The organism is Pseudomonas sp. SA233 (assembly GCF_054792385.1).
Genome location: NZ_CP096449.1, coordinates 5,299,212 through 5,323,937, shown reverse-complemented (window position 1 = coordinate 5,323,937; position 24,726 = coordinate 5,299,212). Strand labels below are relative to the sequence as shown.

General features: G+C 63.4%; 15 protein-coding genes and 1 pseudogene. 12 read left to right on the top strand and 4 right to left on the bottom strand.

Going from position 1 to position 24,726, the window contains the following annotated elements; all coding sequences use genetic code 11:
- The first annotated feature begins 141 nt into the window (after window positions 1–141).
- From hutU to hutG, 5 genes are all read left to right on the top strand, one after another.
- Window positions 142–1,815: a urocanate hydratase gene (gene hutU, locus M1D87_RS24410; RefSeq protein WP_039612503.1), complete on the top strand. Its 1,674-nt coding sequence runs from the start codon at window positions 142–144 to the stop codon at window positions 1,813–1,815.
- A gap of 107 nt (window positions 1,816–1,922) precedes the next feature.
- Window positions 1,923–3,455, top strand: a complete 1,533-nt coding sequence (hutH, locus tag M1D87_RS24405; RefSeq protein WP_003259868.1) for a histidine ammonia-lyase — start codon at window positions 1,923–1,925, stop codon at window positions 3,453–3,455.
- A gap of 153 nt (window positions 3,456–3,608) precedes the next feature.
- Window positions 3,609–5,012: an amino acid permease gene (locus tag M1D87_RS24400; protein ID WP_123085579.1), complete on the top strand. Its 1,404-nt coding sequence runs from the start codon at window positions 3,609–3,611 to the stop codon at window positions 5,010–5,012.
- Between the two features lie 16 nt (window positions 5,013–5,028).
- Window positions 5,029–6,234: an imidazolonepropionase gene (gene hutI, locus M1D87_RS24395; RefSeq protein ID WP_371033821.1), complete on the top strand. Its 1,206-nt coding sequence runs from the start codon at window positions 5,029–5,031 to the stop codon at window positions 6,232–6,234.
- A gap of 10 nt (window positions 6,235–6,244) precedes the next feature.
- Window positions 6,245–7,048 carry an N-formylglutamate deformylase gene (gene hutG / locus M1D87_RS24390; protein WP_123085581.1) on the top strand — a complete coding sequence of 268 codons (804 nt, stop codon included), beginning with the start codon at window positions 6,245–6,247 and terminating at the stop codon, window positions 7,046–7,048.
- 59 nt (window positions 7,049–7,107) lie between these two features.
- Here the strand turns inward: hutG and M1D87_RS24385 are convergent, their stop codons facing one another.
- Window positions 7,108–12,633: a dermonecrotic toxin domain-containing protein gene (locus M1D87_RS24385; protein WP_259677126.1), complete on the bottom strand. Its 5,526-nt coding sequence runs from the start codon at window positions 12,631–12,633 to the stop codon at window positions 7,108–7,110.
- A 170-nt stretch (window positions 12,634–12,803) separates the two neighbouring features.
- Here M1D87_RS24385 and pip point away from each other — a divergent pair, with 170 nt between their 5' ends.
- The 7 genes from pip to M1D87_RS24350 all read left to right on the top strand — a co-directional run bounded on the left by pip (window position 12,804) and on the right by M1D87_RS24350 (window position 21,579).
- Window positions 12,804–13,775, top strand: a complete 972-nt coding sequence (gene pip, locus M1D87_RS24380; protein ID WP_013974556.1) for a prolyl aminopeptidase — start codon at window positions 12,804–12,806, stop codon at window positions 13,773–13,775.
- The gene (dtd, locus tag M1D87_RS24375) at window positions 13,772–14,209 is read left to right on the top strand and encodes a D-aminoacyl-tRNA deacylase (RefSeq protein ID WP_039612499.1); all 438 of its coding nucleotides are present in this window, start codon (window positions 13,772–13,774) and stop codon (window positions 14,207–14,209) included. Before pip ends, dtd begins: the two co-directional genes overlap by 4 nt.
- A gap of 263 nt (window positions 14,210–14,472) precedes the next feature.
- The gene (locus M1D87_RS24370) at window positions 14,473–16,194 is read left to right on the top strand and encodes a glucan biosynthesis protein G (protein ID WP_221177163.1); all 1,722 of its coding nucleotides are present in this window, start codon (window positions 14,473–14,475) and stop codon (window positions 16,192–16,194) included.
- Window positions 16,187–18,760, top strand: coding sequence for a glucans biosynthesis glucosyltransferase MdoH (gene mdoH / locus M1D87_RS24365; RefSeq protein WP_013974553.1), 2,574 nt, complete (start codon window positions 16,187–16,189; stop codon window positions 18,758–18,760). Before M1D87_RS24370 ends, mdoH begins: the two co-directional genes overlap by 8 nt.
- 253 nt (window positions 18,761–19,013) lie before the next feature.
- Window positions 19,014–19,811: a transporter substrate-binding domain-containing protein gene (locus tag M1D87_RS24360; RefSeq protein ID WP_054572209.1), complete on the top strand. Its 798-nt coding sequence runs from the start codon at window positions 19,014–19,016 to the stop codon at window positions 19,809–19,811.
- A gap of 78 nt (window positions 19,812–19,889) precedes the next feature.
- The gene (locus M1D87_RS24355) at window positions 19,890–20,852 is read left to right on the top strand and encodes an amino acid ABC transporter permease (protein WP_015272097.1); all 963 of its coding nucleotides are present in this window, start codon (window positions 19,890–19,892) and stop codon (window positions 20,850–20,852) included.
- A complete protein-coding gene (locus M1D87_RS24350) occupies window positions 20,845–21,579 on the top strand; it encodes an amino acid ABC transporter ATP-binding protein (RefSeq protein ID WP_013974550.1) in 735 nt (244 codons plus the stop codon). Before M1D87_RS24355 ends, M1D87_RS24350 begins: the two co-directional genes overlap by 8 nt.
- 49 nt (window positions 21,580–21,628) lie before the next feature.
- Here the strand turns inward: M1D87_RS24350 and M1D87_RS24345 are convergent, their stop codons facing one another.
- The 3 genes and pseudogenes from M1D87_RS24345 to M1D87_RS24335 form a co-directional block, all read right to left on the bottom strand.
- On the bottom strand, window positions 21,629–22,333 hold the full coding sequence (locus M1D87_RS24345) for a methyl-accepting chemotaxis protein (RefSeq protein WP_421091519.1): 705 nt from the start codon (window positions 22,331–22,333) through the stop codon (window positions 21,629–21,631).
- A 198-nt stretch (window positions 22,334–22,531) separates the two neighbouring features.
- Window positions 22,532–23,572: pseudogene (locus tag M1D87_RS24340) on the bottom strand (methyl-accepting chemotaxis protein); the annotation flags it as partial.
- Between the two features lie 263 nt (window positions 23,573–23,835).
- On the bottom strand, window positions 23,836–24,540 hold the full coding sequence (locus M1D87_RS24335) for a methyl-accepting chemotaxis protein (protein WP_406822301.1): 705 nt from the start codon (window positions 24,538–24,540) through the stop codon (window positions 23,836–23,838).
- Window positions 24,541–24,726: the final 186 nt, after the last annotated feature.

Genomic DNA, 24,726 nt, shown 5'->3' with positions numbered 1-24,726 from the left:
GCGCAGCGGCCCCATTTCTTTTGCCATTCAGCGGAAAAGTCCAATTATTTTGGTTGTCCATGCTTGTACATACAAGTAAAGGTGTGTTTGTATATCTACCACGACATACCCGCCCGCGGACGACCGCAGAGGACCTTTCCCGTGACCGACAACAACAAATACCGTGACGTTGAAATCCGTGCCCCACGTGGCAACAAGCTGACTGCCAAAAGCTGGCTGACCGAAGCGCCACTGCGCATGCTGATGAACAACCTCGATCCACAGGTCGCGGAAAACCCGAAAGAACTGGTGGTGTACGGCGGTATCGGCCGCGCTGCCCGTAACTGGGCGTGCTACGACAAGATCGTCGAGACCCTGACCCGCCTGGAAGACGACGAAACCCTGCTGGTGCAGTCGGGCAAGCCGGTCGGCGTGTTCAAGACCCACAGCAACGCCCCGCGCGTACTGATCGCCAACTCCAACCTGGTGCCGCACTGGGCCAACTGGGAACACTTCAACGAACTGGACGCCAAGGGCCTGGCCATGTACGGCCAGATGACCGCCGGCAGCTGGATCTACATCGGTAGCCAGGGCATCGTCCAGGGCACCTACGAAACCTTCGTCGAAGCCGGTCGCCAGCATTACGGCGGCAGCCTGAAAGGCAAGTGGGTACTGACCGCCGGCCTGGGCGGCATGGGCGGCGCCCAGCCACTGGCCGCCACCCTGGCCGGTGCCTGCTCGCTGAACATCGAATGCCAGCAGAGCCGTATCGACTTCCGCCTGGAAACCCGTTACGTCGACGAGCAGGCCACTGACCTCGACGACGCTCTGGCACGTATCGCCAAGTACACCGCCGAAGGCAAGGCCATCTCCATCGCCCTGCACGGCAACGCTGCCGAAATCCTGCCAGAGCTGGTCAAGCGTGGCGTGCGCCCGGACATGGTCACCGACCAGACCAGCGCCCACGACCCGCTGAACGGTTACCTGCCAGCCGGCTGGACCTGGGAACAGTACCGCGACCGCGCGCAGACCGAGCCGGCTGCAGTGGTCAAGGCCGCCAAGCAGTCGATGGCCGTGCACGTGCAAGCCATGCTCGATTTCCAGAAGCAGGGTGTTCCGACCTTCGACTACGGCAACAACATCCGCCAGATGGCCAAGGAAGAAGGCGTGGCCAATGCCTTCGACTTCCCTGGCTTCGTGCCGGCCTACATCCGCCCGCTGTTCTGCCGTGGCATCGGCCCGTTCCGCTGGGCGGCGCTGTCCGGTGATGCCGAAGACATCTACAAGACCGACGCCAAGGTCAAGGAACTGATCCCCGACGACGCCCACCTGCACCGCTGGCTGGACATGGCTCGCGAGCGCATCAGCTTCCAGGGCCTGCCAGCACGTATCTGCTGGGTTGGTCTGGGCCTGCGCGCCAAGCTGGGCCTGGCGTTCAACGAAATGGTACGCAGCGGCGAGCTGTCGGCACCGATCGTGATCGGTCGTGACCACCTGGACTCCGGTTCGGTGTCCAGCCCCAACCGTGAAACCGAAGCCATGCGCGACGGTTCCGACGCTGTCTCCGACTGGCCGCTGCTCAACGCCCTGCTGAACACCGCCGGCGGTGCTACCTGGGTTTCGCTGCACCACGGTGGTGGCGTAGGCATGGGCTTCTCCCAGCACTCTGGCATGGTCATCGTCTGCGACGGTACCGATGAAGCCGCCGCGCGTATCGCTCGCGTGCTGACCAACGACCCAGGGACCGGTGTGATGCGTCATGCCGATGCCGGTTACGACATCGCCATCGAGTGCGCCAAGGAGCAGGGCCTGGACCTGCCGATGATCACTGGCTGATCGCCACGCTTTGGATCGCACCCCACGAGGGGTGATACTGAACAACAAGAAGGAGCACGCAGGCACTCACAAACGGGCCTGCGGCTCCACGCGATTGGAGTAGTGAAGTGACCGAATTGACCCTCAAGCCCGGCACCCTGACCCTGGCCCAGCTGCGCGCCATCCATGCCGCGCCCGTGCGCCTGCAACTGGACGCCAGCGCCGCGCCGGCCATCGACGCCAGCGTTGCCTGCGTCGAGCAGATCATTGCCGAAGACCGTACCGCCTACGGCATCAACACCGGTTTCGGCCTGCTGGCCTCGACCCGCATCGCCAGCCACGACCTGGAAAACCTGCAGCGCTCGCTGGTGCTGTCCCACGCCGCCGGTGTCGGCGCGCCGCTGGATGACGACCTGGTGCGGCTGATCATGGTGCTGAAGATCAACAGCCTCAGCCGTGGTTTCTCCGGCATCCGTCGCAAAGTCATCGACGCGCTGATTGCCCTGGTCAACGCCGAAGTCTATCCGCACATCCCGCTGAAGGGTTCGGTGGGCGCCTCCGGCGACCTCGCCCCGCTGGCGCACATGTCGCTGGTGCTGCTGGGTGAAGGCAAGGCCCGCTACAAGGGCCAGTGGCTGCCAGCCACCGAAGCCCTGGCCGTGGCCGGCCTCGAGCCGCTGACCCTGGCTGCCAAGGAGGGCCTGGCCCTGCTCAACGGCACCCAGGCGTCCACCGCCTATGCCCTGCGTGGCCTGTTCCAGGGCGAGGACCTGTACGCCGCTGCCATCGCCTGCGGCGGCCTGAGCGTCGAAGCCGCACTGGGCTCGCGCTCGCCATTCGATGCGCGCATTCACGAAGTGCGTGGCCAGCGCGGCCAGATCGACACCGCTGCCTGCTTCCGTGACCTGCTGGGCGACTCCAGCGAAGTGTCGCTGTCGCACAAGAACTGCGACAAGGTCCAGGACCCTTACTCGCTGCGCTGCCAGCCACAGGTCATGGGCGCCTGCCTGACCCAGCTGCGCCAGGCCGCCGAGGTACTGGGCATCGAAGCCAACGCCGTGTCGGACAACCCGCTGGTGTTCGCTGCCGAAGGTGACGTGATTTCCGGCGGTAACTTCCACGCCGAGCCGGTGGCCATGGCCGCCGACAACATCGCCCTGGCCATCGCTGAAATCGGCTCGCTCAGCGAGCGCCGTATCTCGCTGATGATGGACAAGCACATGTCCCAGCTGCCGCCGTTCCTGGTGGAAAACGGCGGGGTCAACTCGGGCTTCATGATCGCCCAGGTCACCGCTGCTGCCCTGGCCAGCGAGAACAAGGCCCTGTCTCACCCGCACAGTGTCGACAGCCTGCCGACCTCGGCCAACCAGGAAGACCACGTGTCGATGGCCCCGGCTGCCGGCAAGCGCCTGTGGGAAATGGCCGAAAACACCCGTGGCGTGCTGGCCATCGAATGGCTGGGCGCCTGCCAGGGCCTGGACCTGCGCAAGGGCCTGAAAACTTCGGCCAAGCTGGAGCAGGCGCGCCAGGCGCTGCGCAGCGAGGTGCCGCACTACGACCGTGACCGCTTCTTCGCGCCCGACATCGAAAAGGCCGTGGAACTGTTGGCCAAGGGTCGCCTGACCGGCCTGCTGCCGGCTGGTGTGCTGCCAAGCCTGTAATGCCCCCAGGGGCCGCTGTGCGGCCCATTCGCAGCGCAAGGCTGCTCCTGCAAAGGCGACGCGCTCCCTTGTAGGAGCAGCCTTGTGCTGCGAAAGGGCTGCAAGGCAGCCCCCCTCGATCTCACGACCACAAAAACAATTTAAGGACGTGACATGCAACAAGCTCAAGGTCTAAAACGCGGGCTAAGTGCCCGCCACATCCGCTTCATGGCCCTCGGTTCTGCCATCGGCACCGGCCTGTTCTACGGCTCCGCCTCGGCCATCCAGATGGCCGGCCCGGCGGTGCTGCTGGCCTACCTGATCGGCGGCGCTGCCGTGTTCATGGTCATGCGCGCCCTCGGCGAAATGGCTGTGCACAACCCGGTCGCCGGTTCGTTCGGCCACTACGCCAGCACCTACCTCGGCCCCATGGCCGGCTTCATCCTCGGCTGGACCTACGCTTTCGAGATGGTCATCGTCGCCATCGCCGACGTCACCGCCTTCGGTATCTACATGGGCTTCTGGTTCCCGGAAGTGGCCCGCTGGATCTGGGTGCTGGGCATCGTCTTCCTGATCGGCGGCCTCAACCTGTGCAACGTCAAGGTCTTTGGCGAAATGGAATTCTGGCTGTCGCTGCTCAAGGTCGGCGCCATCGTGGCGATGATCCTGGCCGGCCTCGGCATCATGGCCTTCGGCTTCAGCCAGGTAGGCACCGGGCAGGCAGTGGGTGTCAGCAACCTGTTCGACCACGGCGGCTTCATGCCCAATGGCGTGGGTGGCCTGATCGCTTCCTTTGCCGTGGTGATGTTCGCGTTCGGCGGCATCGAGATCATCGGCGTCACCGCCGGTGAGGCCAAGGACCCGCAGCGGGTCATCCCCAAGGCGATCAACGCCGTGCCGCTGCGCATCCTGCTGTTCTACGTGCTTACCCTGTTCGTGCTGATGTGCCTGTTCCCATGGCCGCAGATCGGCAGCCAGGGCAGCCCGTTCGTGCAGATCTTCAGTAACCTGGGCATCGGCTCTGCCGCCGCGCTGCTGAACATCGTGGTGATTTCTGCCGCGATCTCGGCCATCAACAGCGACATCTTCGGCGCCGGCCGCATGATGTACGGCCTGGCCCAGCAAGGCCACGCACCGCGAGGCTTCAGCAAGCTGTCGAAGCACGGCGTGCCGTGGATGACCGTGGTGGTGATGGGTGCTGCGCTGCTGATCGGCGTGCTGCTCAACTACCTGATTCCGGAGAACGTGTTCCTGCTGATCGCCTCGATCGCCACCTTCGCCACCGTGTGGGTGTGGCTGATGATCCTGCTCACCCAAGTTGCCATGCGCCGCAGCATGAGCCGTGAACAAGTGGCCCAGCTGCAGTTCCCGGTACCATTCTGGCCTTACGGCCCGGCCATGGCCATTGCGTTCATGGTGTTCATCTTTGGCGTGCTCGGTTACTTCCCGGATACCCAGGCGGCACTGCTCGTCGGCGTGGTCTGGGTGGTGTTCCTGGTGGCGTCCTACCTGCTGTGGTGCAAGCCGCGCGCAGGGCAGGGCAAGCCAGTAGCGGAACCGGCCGAGCTGCACCGCTAAGTAAAGGAGTCGATGTATGAGAACCGTCTGGCAGCACTGCCATGTGGCAACCATGGCCGAGGGCCGTTACTCGGCCATTGAGGACGCGGCCATTGTCACCAACGCCGGGCTGATCGAGTGGATCGGCCCACGCGTCGAGCTGGCGTCGGTCGAGGCCGAACGTACGGTGGACCTGGGCGGCGCCTGGGTTACCCCGGGGCTGATCGACTGCCACACCCATGCGGTGTTCGGTGGCAACCGCAGCGGCGAGTTCGAGCAGCGCCTGCAGGGTGTGAGCTATGCCGAAATCGCCGCACAGGGCGGTGGCATCGCCAGCACTGTGCGGGCCACCCGCGCGGCCAGCGAGGACGAGCTGTTCGCCAGTGCTCGCCAGCGGGTCCAGGCGCTGATGCGCGATGGCGTGACCACCATCGAGATCAAGTCCGGCTACGGCCTGGACCTGGCCAACGAGCGCAAGATGCTGCGTGTGGCCCGGCGCCTGGCCGACGAGTTGCCGCTGGCGGTGCGCGCCACCTGTCTGGCAGCCCATGCCTTGCCGCCGGAATACGTCGGCCGGGCTGATGACTATATCGCGCACATCTGCGATGAAATGCTGCCGGCCCTGGCCGCCGAAGGCCTGGTGGACGCAGTGGATGCCTTCTGCGAACACCTGGCGTTCTCCCCGGTCCAGGTCGAGCGGCTGTTCATCAAGGCGCGCGAACTGGGCCTGCCGGTCAAGCTGCACGCCGAACAGTTGTCGTCGCTGCACGGTTCCAGCCTGGCGGCGCGCTACCAGGCGCTGTCGGCTGACCACCTGGAGTTCATGACCGAGGACGACGCCATTGCCATGGCAAAAGCCGGCACGGTCGCCGTGCTGCTGCCGGGCGCGTTCTACTTCCTGCGCGAAACCCAGCTGCCGCCGATGGACGCCCTGCGCCGCCACGGCGTGAAGATCGCCCTGGCCAGCGACCTCAATCCCGGCACCTCGCCAGGGTTGTCGCTTCGGCTGATGCTGAACATGGGCTGCACATGCTTCCGCATGACGCCGGAAGAGGCACTGGCCGGTGTCACCGTGCACGCTGCAACGGCGCTGGGCCTGGGCGACAGCCATGGCTCGCTGGAAGTGGGCAAGGTCGCCGACTTCGTCGCCTGGCAGATCGAACGCCCCGCCGACCTGGCCTACTGGCTGGGCGGCGACCTGCCCAAGCGCGTGGTGCGCAAGGGCCACGAGATTTCCAACTGAGTGAGGCACGATGGACAAGGTACTGAGTTTTCACCAGGGGCGCCTGCCGCTGCTGATCAGCATGCCCCACGCTGGCCTGAAACTGTCGCCGGCTGTTCGAGACGGCCTGGTCGAGCAGGCGCGCAGCCTGCCGGACACCGACTGGCATATTCCGCGGTTGTATGACTTTGCCCGCGAGATGGGCGCCAGTGTCGTAGCCGCGGAGTATTCGCGTTTCGTCATCGACCTGAACCGGCCGGATGACGACAAACCACTTTACGTCGGCGCCACTACTGGCCTGTACCCGGCCACACTGTTCGATGGCGAGCCATTGTTCAAGGACGGGCTGGTGCCGACAGGCGAGGAGCGCAAGCAGTATCTGGAGCAGATCTGGCGCCCCTACCACGACACGATTCGTCGTGAGCTGGCGCGGCTGCGCGAGGAATTCGGCTACGCCCTGCTGTGGGACGCCCATTCGATCCGTTCGCTGATCCCGCACCTGTTCGACGGCAAGCTGCCGGATTTCAACCTGGGTACCTTCAACGGCGCCAGCTGCGACCCGGCTCTGGCCGAACAGCTGAAAGAGGTCTGTGCCCAGGCCCAAGGCTACAGCCACGTGCTCAATGGCCGCTTCAAGGGCGGGCATATCACCCGGTATTACGGTGATCCGGCCAACCACATCCATGCGGTGCAGCTGGAACTGGCGCAGAGCACCTATATGGAAGAAGCCGAGCCGTTCGAGTACCGCGAAAACCTGGCACGCCCGACACAGGAGGTGTTGAAGCAGCTTCTGCAGGCGCTGCTGGACTGGGGTGAGGCGCGTTACGGGCGGTGAAGTTCACCGGTGAGAATGGCGACGCGATGCAGGTTGTTCGCGTCGCCAGTCACTACTGCTCAGTTGTTGTTGATTTGCTTGATGGTGAGTTCGCGCAGTAGCTCCCTCTCTTCCTGATCCTTGTCATCTTGCAGGCCTTGCTGCAAGTTCAACTCGTCCTGAAGCGAGTGGTCCTTGCTTGCCAGCTCAAGCACCCGCAGGCGGAAACGTGCTTCTATTTCGGCGAAGCGGTCGGCAAATTCGGCTCGCAGACGCGTGGTCCAATCCGTATTCGCCAGCATGTATTCGACCAGTGCATCGCTCAGTTCACTTTTCCGGACCTTCTCCAGCACGCTGGATAGCTCATCGCGCGCCAGGTTCGCAGCACCTCGAAAACGCATGCTGTCGGCGATCGGCAGGTCCAGTTCCTTGGCCAGTTCCCGTCGGTAGGCGAGGCGTACCGATACCCGGTCACCCGTGCCAGTCCGTTGGTTGGCCATCAGCTCCAGCTGTTCGATCCGGAAAAGTTGCAACAGGCGACGACGCAGTGCTTGCAGGGAATCGCCGGCGTCGATCAACAGGCGTTGGCTCATCAAATACAGTTCAATATTGTTGAACTCCTGCAGCGCTCCATCGTGGCAGGTCTGCGAGCCGGTTGCCGGGTCGGGCAATGCCGCAGCAGCGATGCTCTCCATGATCGGGCGTTCGGTTTCGTTGCTTGCAGCCACCACCAGCATCAAGCGCACCCGTTCGCAGAAGGTGGCTCGCGTATTCGGGTCAACGTATGGGGCGGCATTGTGCAAACGGCCCGCCAGACGCAACAGATCACTGCCTTCGAGTCGCTCCCAGCAGTCCTGCAATGCGGCATTCTGTGCTTCGCTACCCAGCATCCAGTCCTCCAGCCTGGGCGTATCATCGCCCAGCAGTGGGAAGTGAGGATGGTCGAGAGATCCTTCGCTGGAAGTATCGAAGAACATCAGGTCGTCGGGGATATCCAGGGCAAAGGAATAGCTGTGCTGGCTGTCCGAGAACGTGCGTACCCGCAGGATGGTTTCAAGAGGCAACGGGTTGTCGAACAAGGCGATCGACGAGATCGGCATGGGATTGTTCAGGTTCGACAGGATGTGCTCGGGCAACTGGGTGATGTTGTTCGAGCTCAGGTCGAGAAGTTCCAGTGGCAGCAAACTGTCACACCAGCTGGGCCAGGCTTGCAGGTTCATGTTGGTCAATGCGAGTGACTGCAGGTTGCTGGCCAGCGATGCGGGCACCCGGTCGATGCTGCCCATGCGGTTGCCCGACAGGTCCAGCGACGTCAGGTTTCGCAGCCCTGCGAAAATGTCGAGCATGGCCTGATCGACCTCAAGGCCCATGTTGCGAAACTCCAGGAAGGTGAGCTGGGGAAGGCGAGCCAGAGCGGATGCCAGCGAGGGCATGGCGGCCTGGTGTTCATCGATGGTCAACCGGCTGATGTTAGGGAACCGGCTGAGTAGTTCATCGAGCTGTGAGGCGCTGCCTCGCAACCGCGTCAGGCTGAGTGCGCGTACGCGGGCGCCGAAGAACGCTGGAAGCCGCCTGGGGAAATGTTCTATGGCCACGTCCTCGAGTTGCAGGCGCAGGTAGGACTGGCCCTGCTCCTGTTGTTCCCAGAATTGACCGATCGCTGACGCGATACGTTGCCTGTCCGCTAGCGCGGCTTGGGTCAATGGGTTGCTCGAACTGGATGCCTGGGCCCAGCCATCGATCGCATCGCGCATCTGTCGTCGCTCATCGCGAATGCGTGCAAGTTGTTCGGACAGTGCCTCTGGCTGGTCCGTGGTGATGCCCGAGGTGTCGACGCGCTCGTTCAGCAACAATCGCTGCAGGTGAGATTCATTGATGCTGTTGCCTTCCAGCGAGATCACCGGTGGGGTGGTCAGCATGTCCGCTTCATGAAGCAGGAACGAGGGCAACGACCTGAGATTGTTGTGGCGCAACGACAGATGGGAAATGCGCGCCAGGGCGTCGCTGCCAATCCCGATCGGCCATTGGACCAGCTGCATCTGGTCCAGGCCCAGGTAGTCCAGGGTCAATTCATGGAAACTTGGCCTGTTGCCCTGCGCCAGCCGGTTACCACTCAGGTCCAGGTATCTCAATTGGCGAAGCCCTGACAGCAGGTTCAGGTCGCTTTCGGAAAGCGTCATGTTCTGGTTGGTGAGCACCAGCCGTTGCAACGCTGGCAGGCACTCGGTGATGGTGGGCACGCTGAACAGGAAGGGCGAGGGCGTTGCCCTGGGGTCAAACGGACGGCTGATTTCCAGCGACTCGATCTGCGGCATCTGCCTGAGCAAGCGCTGCAGCAGGCGCTCGTTTTGCGCCCAGCCCGCCAGCGATCCTGACGGTAAGTCGATCAGGCTCAAGCTGCGCACGCGTGTGTTGAAAAAAGCGGGCAAGGTGAGGGGTACGTCGGCAAGTGGGACGCGGGCGATACGCAGTTCGGTCGTGGGCTCTGCGCTCTCCTCCAGCGCAGTCTCGTACCAATGTTGCATGATCGAGTCACGCAGGCTGTCGTAGTCGTGGGCTGCCTGGTCGCTTGCCGGCGAAATGGCTTCGCTCCAATCGTCCAGGCTGCTTTGCAGCTCGTTGCGTTGCTCCACCAGCGTCTGCAAATGCTCGAATATCTGCAGCTGTGTACGGCCGCGGCTGGCAAGTGCCAGCAGAATCTGATCTGCCGAGCGGCCGGTGCGTGTGGCGAGCCCTGTGGCTTCGATAGCTTCGAGCAGGCGCTGACGGGTGATGCCGTGGGTGGCCGGGCCGCCGCCACTGAGCGGGTAGCCCAGGCGGCCATCGGCCAGGCGCATGGGAGAACGGTAGCCGGGGCGTACGGGCTGCATGCCCAGCAGCACCCTCAGCGCCGGGCGGGGTAGTAACGGGCTTTCCTGTACAAGGCGCTGCAGCGCTTGCTGATCGGTGACGTCCATGCTCGCCATCGCCGCGGGCAGTGCCTCGTACAATGCAGCGTAAAGGCTTGGGTACACCTTGACCGCCGCACTGGGCAGGCTTTCGTCGTGGACGATGTACCCTGCCGAAGCATGGGTGATGGTCGTGTATGGGCGAGTGCCCGGCGTGCCTATGGCATGATCCTGGGTCGGCCAGGACATGCGCTGGAGCAGCCGGAGCCTGGTCTGTGCAGGCCAGCCTGGCAAGCGTTCGAGCGTATGCATGATCAACAGGTCGCCATCCCAGCTCGGCACGCTGGACAGGTACAGCCCTTCGCAGGCGCGGGCGAGGCGAATTTGTTGCTGGTAGACGCGGGCCTCCTCGCCAAGGCGCAGTGGTACCTTGCCACTGTCGAGCATCTGCAGTTCGAGGGCACTGGCCTCGCGCGCCAGCTCATCGGCGACTGCTGACGGCAATTTCGGATACGCCCTCTGGATGGCCTCGGCACCCGGCGCCAGGTCGCGCGAAAGGCTGGCGTAGGCCCTGGCGAACTCAGCGGGCCGAGTGCTCTCGTCCGCCAGCCGGCGGACCGTTTCGTCCAGCTTGAAGCGTTGCAGGGTGTCTTCCAGCAAGGCCGGCAGCCGCTGGCTTTCGGCCAGGGCCCGGCGCAGCTCGTCTTCGTGTACGCCGCTGACGGCGATAATCCGTTGCAGCGTCGGCTCGTCGAAGTGCCCACTCAAGTGGCCGATGCGGCGCAGGAGTGTCATGCCCGACCAACTCAGTGGCTTATCCGTAACGTGCAACCATGCTCCGGCACCATTGTGCCGCACTGGCGGCTGGTAACGGCGAGGACTTGCAGGGTGTTGCAAACGATATTCGCCAGTCGTTGGCGTTTGGCTGACGATGTACTGATTGTCTTGCAGTACCAGCCAGCGTTTGCCTTGGTGATGCCGTAGGCCCAGTTCGTCCGGTACCAGGTCATGGGGCAGCGTCTCGTGACTCTGGTAGGGCGTGAGGTCGGGTTTCCACAACCGCGTCTGACCATCGGATGTTTCCACGTCTTCCAGTTCTTCGATGAATGAAGGCGTTTCTACCGGAATACGGGTTATCCCTGGCTCCTCATCCTCTGGCTCTTCAATCTCCAGCCCTTCCAGCGACGTGCCGGTTTCGCTGCCGTGCAAGCCTCTCAAAGCTTTGGCTGCTGCGCTGAGGGCGGCCATGATGGCCACGTTTTCGATCACATCGACCAGATAGCCATAGGCAGTATCACGCTCGTCGTTTTCCCAGGCGTCGATCCCTTCATACACCTCATGGGCCAGCTGGGCCAGGCAAACAGCAAGCATTGCCTCGCCAAGCCCTGGCACGAAGAAGCCGGCGATGTTCAAGGCCGTGAGCACACGGCCGGCAATCAGCTCGCGGTGGGCTTGGGCGGTGCGCCGATCGACGATTTCGGTTGGCGTGGCGTGGAACAGCACATCCTTCTCATGACGCTGGGTCTTCTGGAACGTCATCACGCCCTGAAAGGCGTGGCTGAAAGGCTTTTTGACCGGATACAGGGTGGCGTGCGGGTCCGGAACACGCTCATGCAGGCCGCGGACACTCCAGGCCAGGGGCATTAGCCGGTCCTTCAGACGGGTGGTTATCAGCGCTTTGTCACGGTCGGCGAGGTGCCTGTCCAGGTAGCCGATATCGGCCTGGAGCCTGTCGCGCAACTCTTCGTTCATGGCTTCCTGGCTGGCGAATTCCTTGAGGGGCGTGGTGCTGTCTTCGGGGATGTACAGCGCCACTGCCTGATGCTCTTCAGCTTGCAGGGTGATGAGCACAACGCCGGTCAGCTCGGCTTCCCACAAGTCGAGCAGGCTGAACGTCACCGGCGAAGAGGGCGATGGCGCCTGGTCAAGTGGCGTGGCAAGAGCGGCGGAATATAGCGCCTCGCTGATATCCCCCTTGAGGCGGGCAAAATGCAGTGATTGCCGGAATGCCGAGACCTCTGCACGCCCCAGTGTTTCATAAACGGCCAGTGCGGCTTCATCCGCGCCGAGTGGCGGCGTGGCCGCTGGATAGTAGATGGCATGTACCTGTTGATGGTATTTGCCGCCGATATCCAGCGTACGACACAAATCGGCGAAATCTTCGGCGGCGATATCCAGTGCATTGTTGATCGGCACGGTGCCCATGAAGCGCCGGTGATCGACTATGACCGACCTCTTGAGCAGGGAGGCGGGCGCGTCCATGCCATGTTCGGCAGCGGCATCCTGGTCGAAGTTGTGCAAGGCGCAGTGCAGCAGCGAGCGTGTAGCCCGGTCGACGGCCTGGCGGCTGTCGATGGCATTGGTCGTTTCGATCTGGCGGGCATCGACGAGGTAGGTGTTGCGCACGTCCAGGTCAAGCCTGAATCGCTGCTTGATGGCTTCGGTGAGTGTCTTGGTGGTGTACGCTTCCAGGGTTGGAAGCTTTTCGAACAGCTTGTGCACCTGCACCTGGTGCTCGCGGTGACGTGCGTGCTCTTCCTGCCATGCCTTGGCGACTTCCGGTTGTTGCTGGATTGCCGTCGCCAGCCAGGCAGGGGCTTGATGCCAGTTGCGCATCGCGCTCTGGGTTTCTGGCGGAGCCTGCTTGAGCCAGGTGGGGATTCTGCGCTCGATGGTGGCGTAATGAACACTAGGTACGGCAGTGACTGCAGTTGGCATGGCGAAGCCCTTGCTTGATTTGGGGCGAGGGACTATCGCGGGCCTGTCTGAGCTGCTGGAGGTAGATATATGTGCCCTCGAGGTGTGGCGGCATCAGCGCGGGCAGTGCTCAAAGCGCAATTCAGGTTTATGATGGCCCACGGCCGAATAATCCTCACACGGAGTGCGCAATGCAGACCCTGTACCCGCAGATCAAACCCTACGCCCGGCACGATCTGGCCGTGGAAGCGCCGCATGTGCTGTATGTCGACGAAAGCGGCTCGCCAGAAGGTCTGCCGGTGGTATTCATCCACGGCGGCCCGGGCGCCGGTTGCGACGCCCAGAGCCGCTGCTACTTCGACCCGACCCTGTACCGCATCATCACCTTCGACCAGCGCGGCTGTGGCCGTTCCACGCCGCACGCGAGCCTGGAGAACAACACCACCTGGCACCTGGTCGAGGACCTCGAGCGCATCCGCGAGCACCTTGGCATCGACAAGTGGGTGCTGTTCGGCGGCTCGTGGGGCTCCACCCTGGCCCTGGCCTACGCCCAGACCCACCCCGAGCGGGTGCATGGCCTGATCCTGCGCGGCATCTTCCTGTGCAGGCCCCAGGAAATCCAGTGGTTCTACCAGGAAGGCGCCAGCCGCCTGTTCCCCGATTACTGGCAGGACTACATCGCGCCGATCCCGCCGGAGGAGCGCGGTGACCTGGTCACGGCCTTCCACAAGCGCCTGACCGGCAACGACCAGATCGCCCAGATGCACGCGGCCAAGGCCTGGTCCACCTGGGAAGGCCGTACCGCCACCCTGCGCCCCAACCCGCTGGTGGTCGACCGCTTCTCCGAGCCGCAGCGTGCACTGTCGATCGCCCGTATCGAATGCCACTACTTCATGAACAACGCCTTCCTCGAGCCGGACCAGCTGATCCGCGACCTGCCGAAGATCGCCCACCTGCCGGCCGTGATCGTGCATGGCCGCTATGATGTGATCTGCCCGCTGGACAACGCCTGGGCGCTGCACCAGGCCTGGCCGAACAGCGAACTGAAGGTGATCCGTGACGCTGGCCACGCGGCTTCCGAGCCGGGCATCACCGATGCCCTGGTGCGTGCCGCCGACCAGATGGCCCGGCGCCTGCTCGACCTGCCCCTGGAAGAAGCATGAGGGGCCTGCTGCAGCGCGTGCGTGGTGCGCGGGTGGAAGTAGCGGGGGAGGTAGTGGGTGCCATCGACCAGGGTTTGCTGGTGCTGGTGGCCGTCGAGCCTGAAGATTCCCGTGAGCAGGCCGACAAGCTGTTGCACAAGTTGTTGAACTACCGGGTGTTCAGCGACGAGCAGGGCAAGATGAACCTGTCGCTCAAGGATGTCGGGGGAGGTTTGTTGCTGGTGTCGCAATTCACCCTGGCGGCAGACACCCGCAACGGCATGCGCCCGAGCTTTTCGACGGCAGCGCCACCGGCCCTCGGCGCCGAGTTGTTCGACTATCTTTTGCAGCAGGCGAAGGCCCGGCACACCGATGTGGCAAGCGGGCAATTCGGTGCGGACATGCAGGTGCACCTGGTCAATGATGGCCCCGTAACATTTATGTTACAAATGTGAGTGTAAAAAACCCCTTGTTCACAGGAAAACAAGGGGTTTTGTACGATAAATAGTTGTTCCAGCCTGATGCGTTGTCACGCGACCTGCTGGATAATCGCGCGCTGCATGGACCTGCGTTCGCAGGTTCGTTTCACTCTGACTCGAGTATTGTCTGGATCCGTTTGGGGAATCATTACGCCCTCACGGGGTCCGAACAGTGCTCGCCAACCCGGCATTTGTCGCTGGCCGTTGGTTTCATGATCTGTTTTCGGCGAGGGTTGCTCGTGATTGTTAGTCCCCAAAAAGCATCAAGAATCCCCGGTACCGGGCTGCGCAAGGCCCTGATGGCCAGTGTTGCACTGGTCGGCCTGATGAGCGCGGGCCAGCTGTGGGCATTCAATCTTGACGATGTTGCAGCCAAGGCAAAGGATCTGGCCGGCCAGAAGTACGAAGCACCGAAAAGCAACCTGCCGGCCGTATTCCGCGACATGAAGTTCGCGGACTACCAGAAGATTCATTTCCTGCAGGAAAAGGCCGAGTGGGCCAAGGACAAGACCCCGTTCAAGCTGTCGTTCTATCACCAGGGCATGCACTTCGACACTCCGGTGAAGATCAACCAGGTTACCGCCACCAAGGTCGAGGAAATCAAGTACGACCCGAGCCGTTTCGAGTTCGGTGACGTGCCACACGACCCGGAAACCACCAAGAACCTGGGTTACGCCGGTTTCCGCGTGTTGTACCCGATCAACAAGGCCGACAAGCAGGACGAGATCATGACCCTGCTTGGCGCCAGCTACTTCCGCGTGGTCGGCAAGGGCCATGTGTATGGCCTGTCGGCCCGTGGCCTGGCCATCGACACCGCACTGCCGTCGGGCGAGGAGTTCCCGCGCTTTACCGAGTTCTGGGTCGAGAAGCCCAAGCCGGCCGACAAGCACCTGGTCATCTACGCCCTGCTGGACTCGCCGCGTTCCACCGGCGCCTACAAGCTGACCCTGCGCCCAGGCAACGATACCGTGGTCGACGTGCAGTCCCGCGTGTTCCTGCGTGACCATGTCAGCCGCCTGGGCATTGCCCCGCTGACCAGCATGTACCTGTTCGGCCCCAACCAGCCGTCCAAGGTCCTCAACTACCGCCCGGCCCTGCACGACTCCGAAGGCCTGTCGATCCATGCCGGCAACGGTGAATGGCTGTGGCGTCCGTTGAACAACCCGAAACACCTGGCCGTGAGCAACTTCAGCGTCGAGAACCCGCGTGGTTTCGGCCTGATGCAGCGCCAGCGCGCCTTCAGCGACTACGAAGACCTCGACGACAACTACCAGAAGCGCCCGAGCGCCTGGATCGAGCCGAAGGGGGACTGGGGCAAGGGCACCGTCGACCTGGTCGAAATCCCGACTGCCGACGAGACCAATGACAACATCGTGGCCTTCTGGAGCCCGGAAAAGCTGCCTGAGCCAGGCAAGCCATTCGAGTACGCCTACCGCCTGCACTGGACCATCGACGAGCCGAAGTTCCAGGCTCCCGAGCTGGGCTGGGTCAAGCAGACCCTGCGTTCCACCGGCGACGTCAAGCAATCCAACCTGATCCGCCAGCCAGACGGCAGCGTGGCCTTCCTGGTCGACTTCGCCGGCCCGGCGCTGGCCGCCCTGCCGGAAGACACCGCCGTGCGCAGCCAGATCAGCGTGGGCGACAATGCCGAGGTGGTCGAGAACAACCTGCGCTATAACCCTGAGACCAAGGGCTGGCGCCTGACCCTGCGTTTGAAGGTCAAGGAAGCCAACAAATCGACCGAAATGCGTGCCGCGCTGGTGCGTGACGTGCCGGTCGAAGCCGCCAAGCCTGCCAAGGACGCCAAGCAGGACAAGGCTGCAGCCAAGCAAGCCAAGGCCGAGAAAGCCGCCAAGGCCGAACAACCTGCCGCCGATGCGGCGCCCACCAACGGGACCCCGGCCACCACCGAGAAGGTGCTGACCGAGACCTGGAGCTATCAGTTGCCTGCCGATGAGTAACTCAAGCGCAAGGCCGGAATCGCTTCGCGAGTACCTGGCCCACCTACCACTGAGCGACGAGCAACGGGCGGAACTCGCCAGCTGCACGTCATTCAGTGAGCTGCACCAACGCCTGGCGGCCAACCCGGCCGCCAGCTCTGCCGAGGCCGTGCAGGCCTCGGTGGGCCCGCGCCTGACCGTAGGCAGCGCCGCCGAGCTGGAAGACGCCGAAATGCTTGGTGTCGACGGCAGCGGCCGCCTGTGCCTGAAGATCGCCCCGCCGATCAAGCGCACCAAGGTCGTGCCCGAGCCATGGCGTACCAACGTGCTGATCCGCATGTGGCGGCGCATGACTGGCCGCACCAACGCCCCGCAGCCGCCCAAGCGCGAGCTGCCGCCAGCCCGCTGGCGTACGGTCGGTTCGATCCGCCGTTACATCCTGCTGGCGCTGATGATCGGCCAGACCATCGTTGCCGGCTGGTACATGAAGGGCATCCTGCCGTACCAGGGCTGGTCGTTCGTGGACTTTGACGAAGTCGTCAACCAGCCGCTGTGGGACACCGTGGTGCAGGTTTGGCCGTATGCCTTGCAGACGTCCATCCTGGTTCTCTTCGGCATCCTGTTCTGCTGGGTATCGGCGGGCTTCTGGACTGCGCTGATGGGCTTCCTCGAGCTGCTCACCGGGCGCGACAAGTACAAGATTTCGGGTAGCAGTGCAGGCAACGAGCCGATCGCGCCCGAGGCGCGTACCGCGCTGGTGATGCCGATCTGCAACGAAGACGTGCCGCGCGTGTTCGCCGGCCTGCGCGCAACGTTCGAGTCGGTGGCCGCCAGCGGCAACCTCGATCGCTTCGACTTCTTTGTGCTCAGCGACACCAACGACACCGACATCGCCGTTGCCGAGCAACAGGCCTGGCTGGACGTGTGCCGCGAAACCAAAGGCTTCGGCCGCATCTTCTACCGCCGTCGTCGGCGCCGGGTGAAGCGCAAGAGTGGCAACCTCGACGACTTCTGCCGTCGTTGGGGCGGCGAATACAAGTACATGGTCGTACTCGACGCCGACAGCGTCATGAGCGGCGAGTGCCTGAGCAGCCTGGTGCGCCTGATGGAGGCCAACCCGGACGCCGGCATCATCCAGACCGGGCCGAAGGCCTCGGGCATGGACACCCTGTATGCGCGCCTGCAGCAGTTCGCCACCCGCGTGTACGGCCCGCTGTTCACCGCCGGCCTGCACTTCTGGCAGCTGGGCGAGTCGCACTACTGGGGCCACAACGCGATCATCCGCATGAAGCCGTTCATCGAGCACTGCGCCCTGGCGCCATTGCCGGGCAAGGGTGCGTTCGCCGGTGCAATCCTCTCCCACGACTTCGTCGAAGCCGCGCTGATGCGCCGTGCCGGCTGGGGCGTGTGGATTGCCTACGACCTGCCGGGCAGCTACGAAGAACTGCCGCCGAACCTGCTCGATGAGCTCAAGCGCGACCGCCGCTGGTGCCACGGCAACCTGATGAACTTCCGCCTGTTCCTGGTCAAGGGCATGCACCCGGTGCACCGTGCGGTGTTCCTCACCGGTGTGATGTCGTACCTGTCGGCACCGCTGTGGTTCCTGTTCCTGGTGCTGTCGACCGCGCTGCTGGCGACCAACACGCTGATGGAGCCGCAGTACTTCATCGAGCCGTACCAGCTCTACCCGCTGTGGCCGCAGTGGCACCCGGAGAAGGCCGTGGCGCTGTTCTCCACCACCATCGTGCTGCTATTCCTGCCCAAGCTGCTCAGCGTCATCCTGATCTGGGCCAAGGGCGCGACCGAGTTTGGCGGGCGCATCAAGGTCACCCTGTCGATGCTGATGGAGATGCTGTTCTCCATGCTGCTGGCGCCGGTGCGCATGATCTTCCACACCCGCTTCGTGCTGGCCGCGTTCCTCGGCTGGGCCGCGACCTGGAACTCGCCGCAGCGTGACGACGACTCCACGCCGTGGAGTGAAGCGGTGCGCCGCCACGGCCCGCAGACCCTGCTGGGTATTGCCTGGGCGGCGCTGGTCGCCTGGCTGAACCCGAGCTTCCTGTGGTGGCTGGCGCCAATCGTTGGTTCGCTGGTGCTGTCGATCCCGGTTTCGGTGATCTCCAGCCGTACCCGCCTGGGCCTTGCCGCCAAAGACGAGAAGCTGTTCCTCATCCCCGAGGAATATGCCACCCCACAAGAACTGCTGGCCACCGACCAGTACACCCACGAAAACCGCTGGCATGCCCTGCATGACGGCTTCGTGCGGGCTGTGGTCGACCCGCGGCAGAACGCCCTGGCCTGTGCCATGGCCACTGCCCGTCATGGTCAGGCAGCGCCGATCGAGGCACTGCGCGCCGAGCGTGTGGCCAAGGCGATGGAGGTAGGGCCGAAGGGGCTGGACCTCAATACCCGCCTGGCCCTGCTCAGCGACCCGGTGGCGCTGACCCGCCTGCACGAGCAGGTCTGGGCCGAGCACAATGCGGCGTGGATCGACGTGTGGCGTGCGTCGATCAAGAATGACCCGCATTCGCCGCTGTTGCCGTTGCATCCGGAGAATGAAGGCCAACCGGCACTCGTCGGCGCCTGACAGGGCCTATTCGCGGGCACGCCCGCTCCCACAGGGTACTTCACAGCCTTTGAGGCATGCGCTGTACCTGTGGGAGCGGGCGTGCCCGCGAAGCTTTTCAGGGCTCCCACCGATTTTGGCCAACAAAGTCCCCCCCGGCTCTAGGTCCCCGAGCCGCCATGCGTTAGCATCCCTCTCCGATATGACGCATTGGCCACGACGGCCATGCCAACAATAAGATTCGCTACTTTTCTTGCTAGGGGACTTGGTGATGATCAAGAAATACCTTTCGCGACTGCTGGTCGGTGTCACCGCCCTGGTCGCCGTGACGGCCGCCCAGGCGGGCGCGATCGATGATGCGGTCAAGCGCGGCACCCTGCGGGTGGGCATGGACCCGACCTACATGCCGTTCCAGATGACCAACAAGCGTGGCGAGATCATCGGCTTCGAAGTCGATATCCTCAAAGCCATGGCCAAGTCCATGGGCGTCAAGTTCGAGCCGGTATCCACGGCCTATGACGGCATCATCCCGGCCCTGCTGACCGACAAGTTCGACATGATCGGCAGCGGCATGACCCTGACCCAGGAACGCAACCTGCGCCTGAACTTCAGCGAACCCTTCATCGTGGTCGGCCAGACCCTGCTGATCCGCAAGGAACTGGCGGGCGAGATCAAGTCGTACAAGGACCTGAACAACGAGAAGTACCGCATCACCTCCAAGCTCGGCACCACCGGCGAAATGGTTTCCAAGAAGCTGATCGCCAAGGCCAAGTACCACGGCTACGACAACGAGCAGGAAGCGGTGATGGACGTGGTCAACGGCAAGGCTGACGCCTTCGTCTACGACGCGCCGTACAACGTGGTGGCAGTGGACAAGGCCGGTGCCGGCAAGCTGCTGTTCCTCGACGAACCCTTCACCTACGAGCCGCTGGCCTTCGGCCTGAAGAAAGGCGACTACGACAGCATCAACTTCATCAACAACTTCCTGCACCAGATCAAGCATGACGGGACCTACGATCGTATTCACGACAAGTGGTTCAAGAACAAGGACTGGCTGAAGGAAATGGAATAAGGCCCAGGCCACAAGCCGGCTTTATGACCCCGACGCGCAGGCAAACCCTGCGCGTTCGCATTTACGGAAGTACCCCACGTGATCAAACACAAGAAAGCCCAGTGGCCCTGGCACGGTTTGACTGCCCTGGTCCTGGTGGGCCTGGCGTTCAGCCTGTACATGGCCACCTCGATGATTTCCTACGAGTGGCGCTGGAACCGCGTCCCGCAGTACTTCGCCTACAAGGCCGAGGAAGCACAGCGCGCCGCCGGTTACGGCACCGTGCAGGACATCGTCATCTCTGGCGACAATGCCCGTGTCACGCTGAAAGATGAGAGCGGTGCCGAGCAGGTGCTCGATGTAGACAAGGACAGCCTGCAGCTGGCCCGTGGCGACGATGTTTCCGAAGGCGACCAGATTGGCGTTACCCGCCACTGGGCGGCCGGCCCGCTGGCCTGGGGCCTGTGGACCACGCTTTGGATTTCGGTGGTATCCGGTGCCCTGGGCCTGTTGATCGGCCTGTTCGCCGGCCTCTGCCGCCTGTCCAGCAACCCTACGCTGCGGGACCTGTCGACGGTGTACGTCGAGCTGGTGCGCGGTACACCGCTGCTGGTACAGATCTTCATCTTCTACTTCTTCATCGGTACCGTGCTCAACCTGTCCCGTGAGTTTGCCGGGGTGGCTGCACTGGCGCTGTTCACTGGCGCCTACGTGGCCGAAATCGTTCGTGCCGGCGTGCAGTCCATTGCCAAGGGCCAGAACGAAGCGGCCCGCTCGCTGGGCCTGAACGCAGGCCAGTCGATGCGCCACGTCATCCTGCCGCAGGCCTTCAAGCGCGTGCTGCCGCCTTTGGCTGGCCAGTTCATCAGCCTGGTCAAGGACACCTCGCTGGTGTCGGTGATTGCCATCACCGAACTGACCAAGAGCGGCCGCGAGGCCATTACCACCTCGTTCTCGACCTTCGAGATCTGGTTCTGCGTGGCAGGCCTGTACCTGCTGATCAACCTGCCGCTGTCGCACCTGGCCAGCCGGCTCGAGCGGAGGCTTGCGCAAAGTGATTGAAGTCCGTGACCTGCTGAAAGTCTTCGACACCCGTGGCCACGTGGTACGGGCTGTGGATAACGTCACCACCCAGGTCGCCAAGGGCGAGGTGGTGGTGGTGCTCGGCCCGTCGGGCTCGGGCAAATCGACCTTCCTGCGCTGCCTCAACGGCCTGGAGCATTTCGACGAAGGCCATGTGGCCATCGACGGCCTGCAACTGGCCGACCCGAAGACCGACATCAACGCCTACCGCCGCGAAGTCGGCATGGTGTTCCAGCACTTCAACCTGTTCCCGCACATGACCGTGCTGGAGAACCTGTGCCTGGCACAGAAGGTGGTGCGCAAGCGCAACAAGGCCGACCGCGAAGCCAAGGCCAGGGCGCTGCTGGAGAAGGTAGGCATTGCGCAGAAAGCCAACGAATACCCGTCGCGCCTGTCCGGTGGCCAGCAGCAGCGGGTGGCGATCGCCCGGGCCCTGGCCATGGACCCGAAAGTGATGCTGTTCGACGAGCCAACCTCGGCGCTTGACCCGGAAATGGTCGGCGAGGTGCTGGACGTGATGAAGACCTTGGCCCAGGAAGGCATGACCATGGTCTGCGTTACCCACGAAATGGGCTTTGCCCGTGAAGTGGCGGACCGGGTGCTGTTCTTCGACCATGGCAAGTTGCTGGAAGATTCGGCTCCGGCCGCGTTCTTCGCCTCGCCGAAAGACCCGCGCGCGCAGGCGTTCCTGCGCCAGGTGCTTTAACCCGCACCGGCCGCTTCGCGGGCACGCCCGCGAAGAGGGCGACTCGGTTTCAGATGTTGAATCGCCCCACCATCCCCCGCAACTGCTGCCCCAACTGCTCCAGTTCCCCGTTCGAAGCCGCCGTTTGCTCACTGGCCGCACTGGTCTGATCCGACACATCGCGCACATTCAGCACACTGCGATTGATCTGCTCGGCGACCACGCTCTGCTCTTCGCTGGCCGTGGCGATCTGCTGGTTCATGCCCTGGATGTTCGACACGGTGTCAGTTATCTGACTCAGGGCCTGGCCTGCCTTGCGACTCAGTTCCACGCTCTGCTCGGTCAGGCTCTTGCTGTTGTCCAGCAGGCGGGTCACTTCGTCGGTGCCGTTGTGCAGGCTGTCGATCAGTTGGCCGATTTCCTCGGTCGCCGTCGAGGTGCGCTGGGCCAAACCGCGCACTTCATCGGCCACCACGGCAAAACCACGCCCGGCTTCACCCGCCCGTGCCGCTTCGATCGCCGCGTTCAGGGCCAGCAGGTTGGTCTGCTCGGACACTGACTTGATCACATCGAGGATGCTGCCAATGCGCTGGCTCTCGCCCGCCAGGTGCTGCATGGCCGCCAGGCAATGGTCCATCTGCCCGGCCAGCTGTTCGATACGGCCAATAGCTTCGGCCACCACTTGGTCGCCGATCTGCGCCTGCTGGTCGGCGTTGGTCGCCGCCAGCGAGGCCTGTTCGGCGTTCTGCGCCACTTCCTGCACGGTGGCGCTCATCTGGTTCATGGCCGTGGCGACCTGATCTGTTTCCTCGCGCTGCTGGTTGATACGCAGCTTGGTATCTTCGCTGCTGGCCGCCAGCTGTGTGGCGGCCTGTGACAGGTGGCTGACGCCCTGGTCGATGCCACCGATCAGCTCGCGCAGGCTCAAGGTCATTTCGCGCATGCTGGTTTGCAACTGGCCCATCTCGTCGCGGCGTTGCACCGGTTCGACCTGGCTCAGGTCGCCCTTGGCGATGCGCCCGGCCACGGCCAGGGTCTGGCGCAGCGGCTGGGTGATTTGCAAAGTGATCAGCCAGCCCGACAGGACGCCTACGGCCAACGCCAGCAGGGCTACAGTGGTCAGCAGTGAGCGGGCCTCAAGGGCCTCCCTGTCGCGCTGCTCGATCTTGCGTTTGCCAAGTTCCAGGCTTACCGCACGCAGCTCGTTGCCCATGTTCTCCATATTGTTTTGCAGCTGTTCGACACGCACCGCAGCCCGACGATACTCATCCAGGCTGGCGCGGTACTTGGCCAGCTGCTCCCCAGGCTGCTGGGTGAGCGCAAGCGGCAAGCCAAGTGGAGCAAGGCCTTTGAGCAGTTGCGCAAGGCTGCTGGCGGCGGCATCCAGGGAGCTGTCGCCGACCTTGGCGAAGCTTTCCACAGGGGAGAAGGTGTAGGCCGGAACCAGGCTCTGCTGGTTGGCACCGTCGATATGTCGGCTAAGTGTGTCCATCAGCCCCAGCACACCGCTTTGCTGGCTGTCGGCAGGCATCCTCAGCAAGGCCTGGGTCTGGAGATCGTCGATTACTTCGGTGAGCTTCTGCTCATGGGCCTGCATGGCCTGACGCAGGGCGATACGCTTGGCGACAGTATTCTCCAGCTCGCTGAAATCGCCGCGCAGGCGCTGCAGCAACGCCAGCTTTTCGGTCAGCATCTGCCGGGATTCATCCACGCTGCTACGTTGTTGCAAGGTACTCAGCATGCTGTTGAGCTGTTCGAGAATGTTGGCTATCCGCGTTCTGCTGGCGTTGTCGTTGAGTACGCGGTAAGTGATGCGCTCTGCGCGCAAGTCTTTGGTCAGGTCGTTGATCAGGCCGATTTCGCTGAGTTGCTGCGAGCGCACAATGGCGTCATCCAGTGCACGCCAGCCACTGACGGTAGTGGCCAGGGTAAGCAGCAGGACTACGGCAAAGCCGAGGGCGAGCTTGGCGGCGACACTGATGTTGCCGAGCTTGCGGTTGAGGTAGCCGAGCATGAGGAATCTCCGTGCGATTGGGGGCGAGGATGCAGGCGTATTGCTGGCATCACACCTTTGCCAATCGGCAGCGGAGCTGTAGGACTTGACCTGATAATCAGGTAGGAAATTTCACTTCAACAGGTAGGAATATTCCACCTGCGCCGGCCTCTTCGCGGGTGAACCCGCTCCCACAGGTACTGCACAGATTTTGAGAACTGTGCGGTACCTGTGGGAGCGGGTTTACCCGCGAAGAGGCCAGTACAGGCGACCTACACATCAGCCTAGAGCCTGAACCGCCCCACCAACCCTTGCAGGTGGGTACCCAACCGCGCCAGCTCCACGCTGGAACTGGCCGTCTCTTCACTGGCCGCCGAGGTCTGGTCAGAAATATCCCGCACGTTCATCACGCTGCGGTTGATCTCTTCTGCCACGGCCGTCTGTTCTTCCGCTGCCGTGGCAATCTGCTGGTTCATGGCCTGGATCGACGATACCGTCCGGGTGATGGTTTCCAGCGAGCTGCCGGCGCGGCGGGTCAGTTCGACGCTGCTGTCGGTCAACTGGCGGCTGCTGTCCATCACGCTGGCCACACGCTGGGTGCCGCTCTGCAGGCCGGCAATCAGCTCTTCGATCTCTTCGGTCGATTGCTGGGTGCGCTGCGCCAGGCTGCGCACCTCATCGGCCACCACGGCAAAGCCACGCCCGGCCTCGCCGGCCCGGGCCGCCTCGATCGCCGCGTTGAGGGCCAGCAGGTTGGTCTGCTGGGCCACCGACTTGATCACGTCGAGCACGCTGCCGATCTTGTCGCTTTCGGCCTTGAGCTGGTTCATCGCTTCGCTGGAATTGACCACTTCGCCGGCCAGGCGCTCGATCTGCGCCACCGCCTCGCCCACCACACGGTCGCCTTCGCGGGCTTGCTGGTCGGCCATCAACGCAGCTTCCGAGGCCTGCTCGGCATTGCGCGCCACCTCATGCACGGTGGCGGTCATCTGGTTCATGGCGGTTGCTACCTGATCGGTCTCGACCTTCTGGTTGTTGACTCCGGCACTGGTCTGCTCGGTCACCGCCGACAGCTCCTCGGCAGCACTGGCGATCTGCGTGACACCATCACCGATACCGCTGATCAGTTCGCGCAGGCCCTGGGTCATGCGCTGCATGCTGGCCTGCAACTGGCC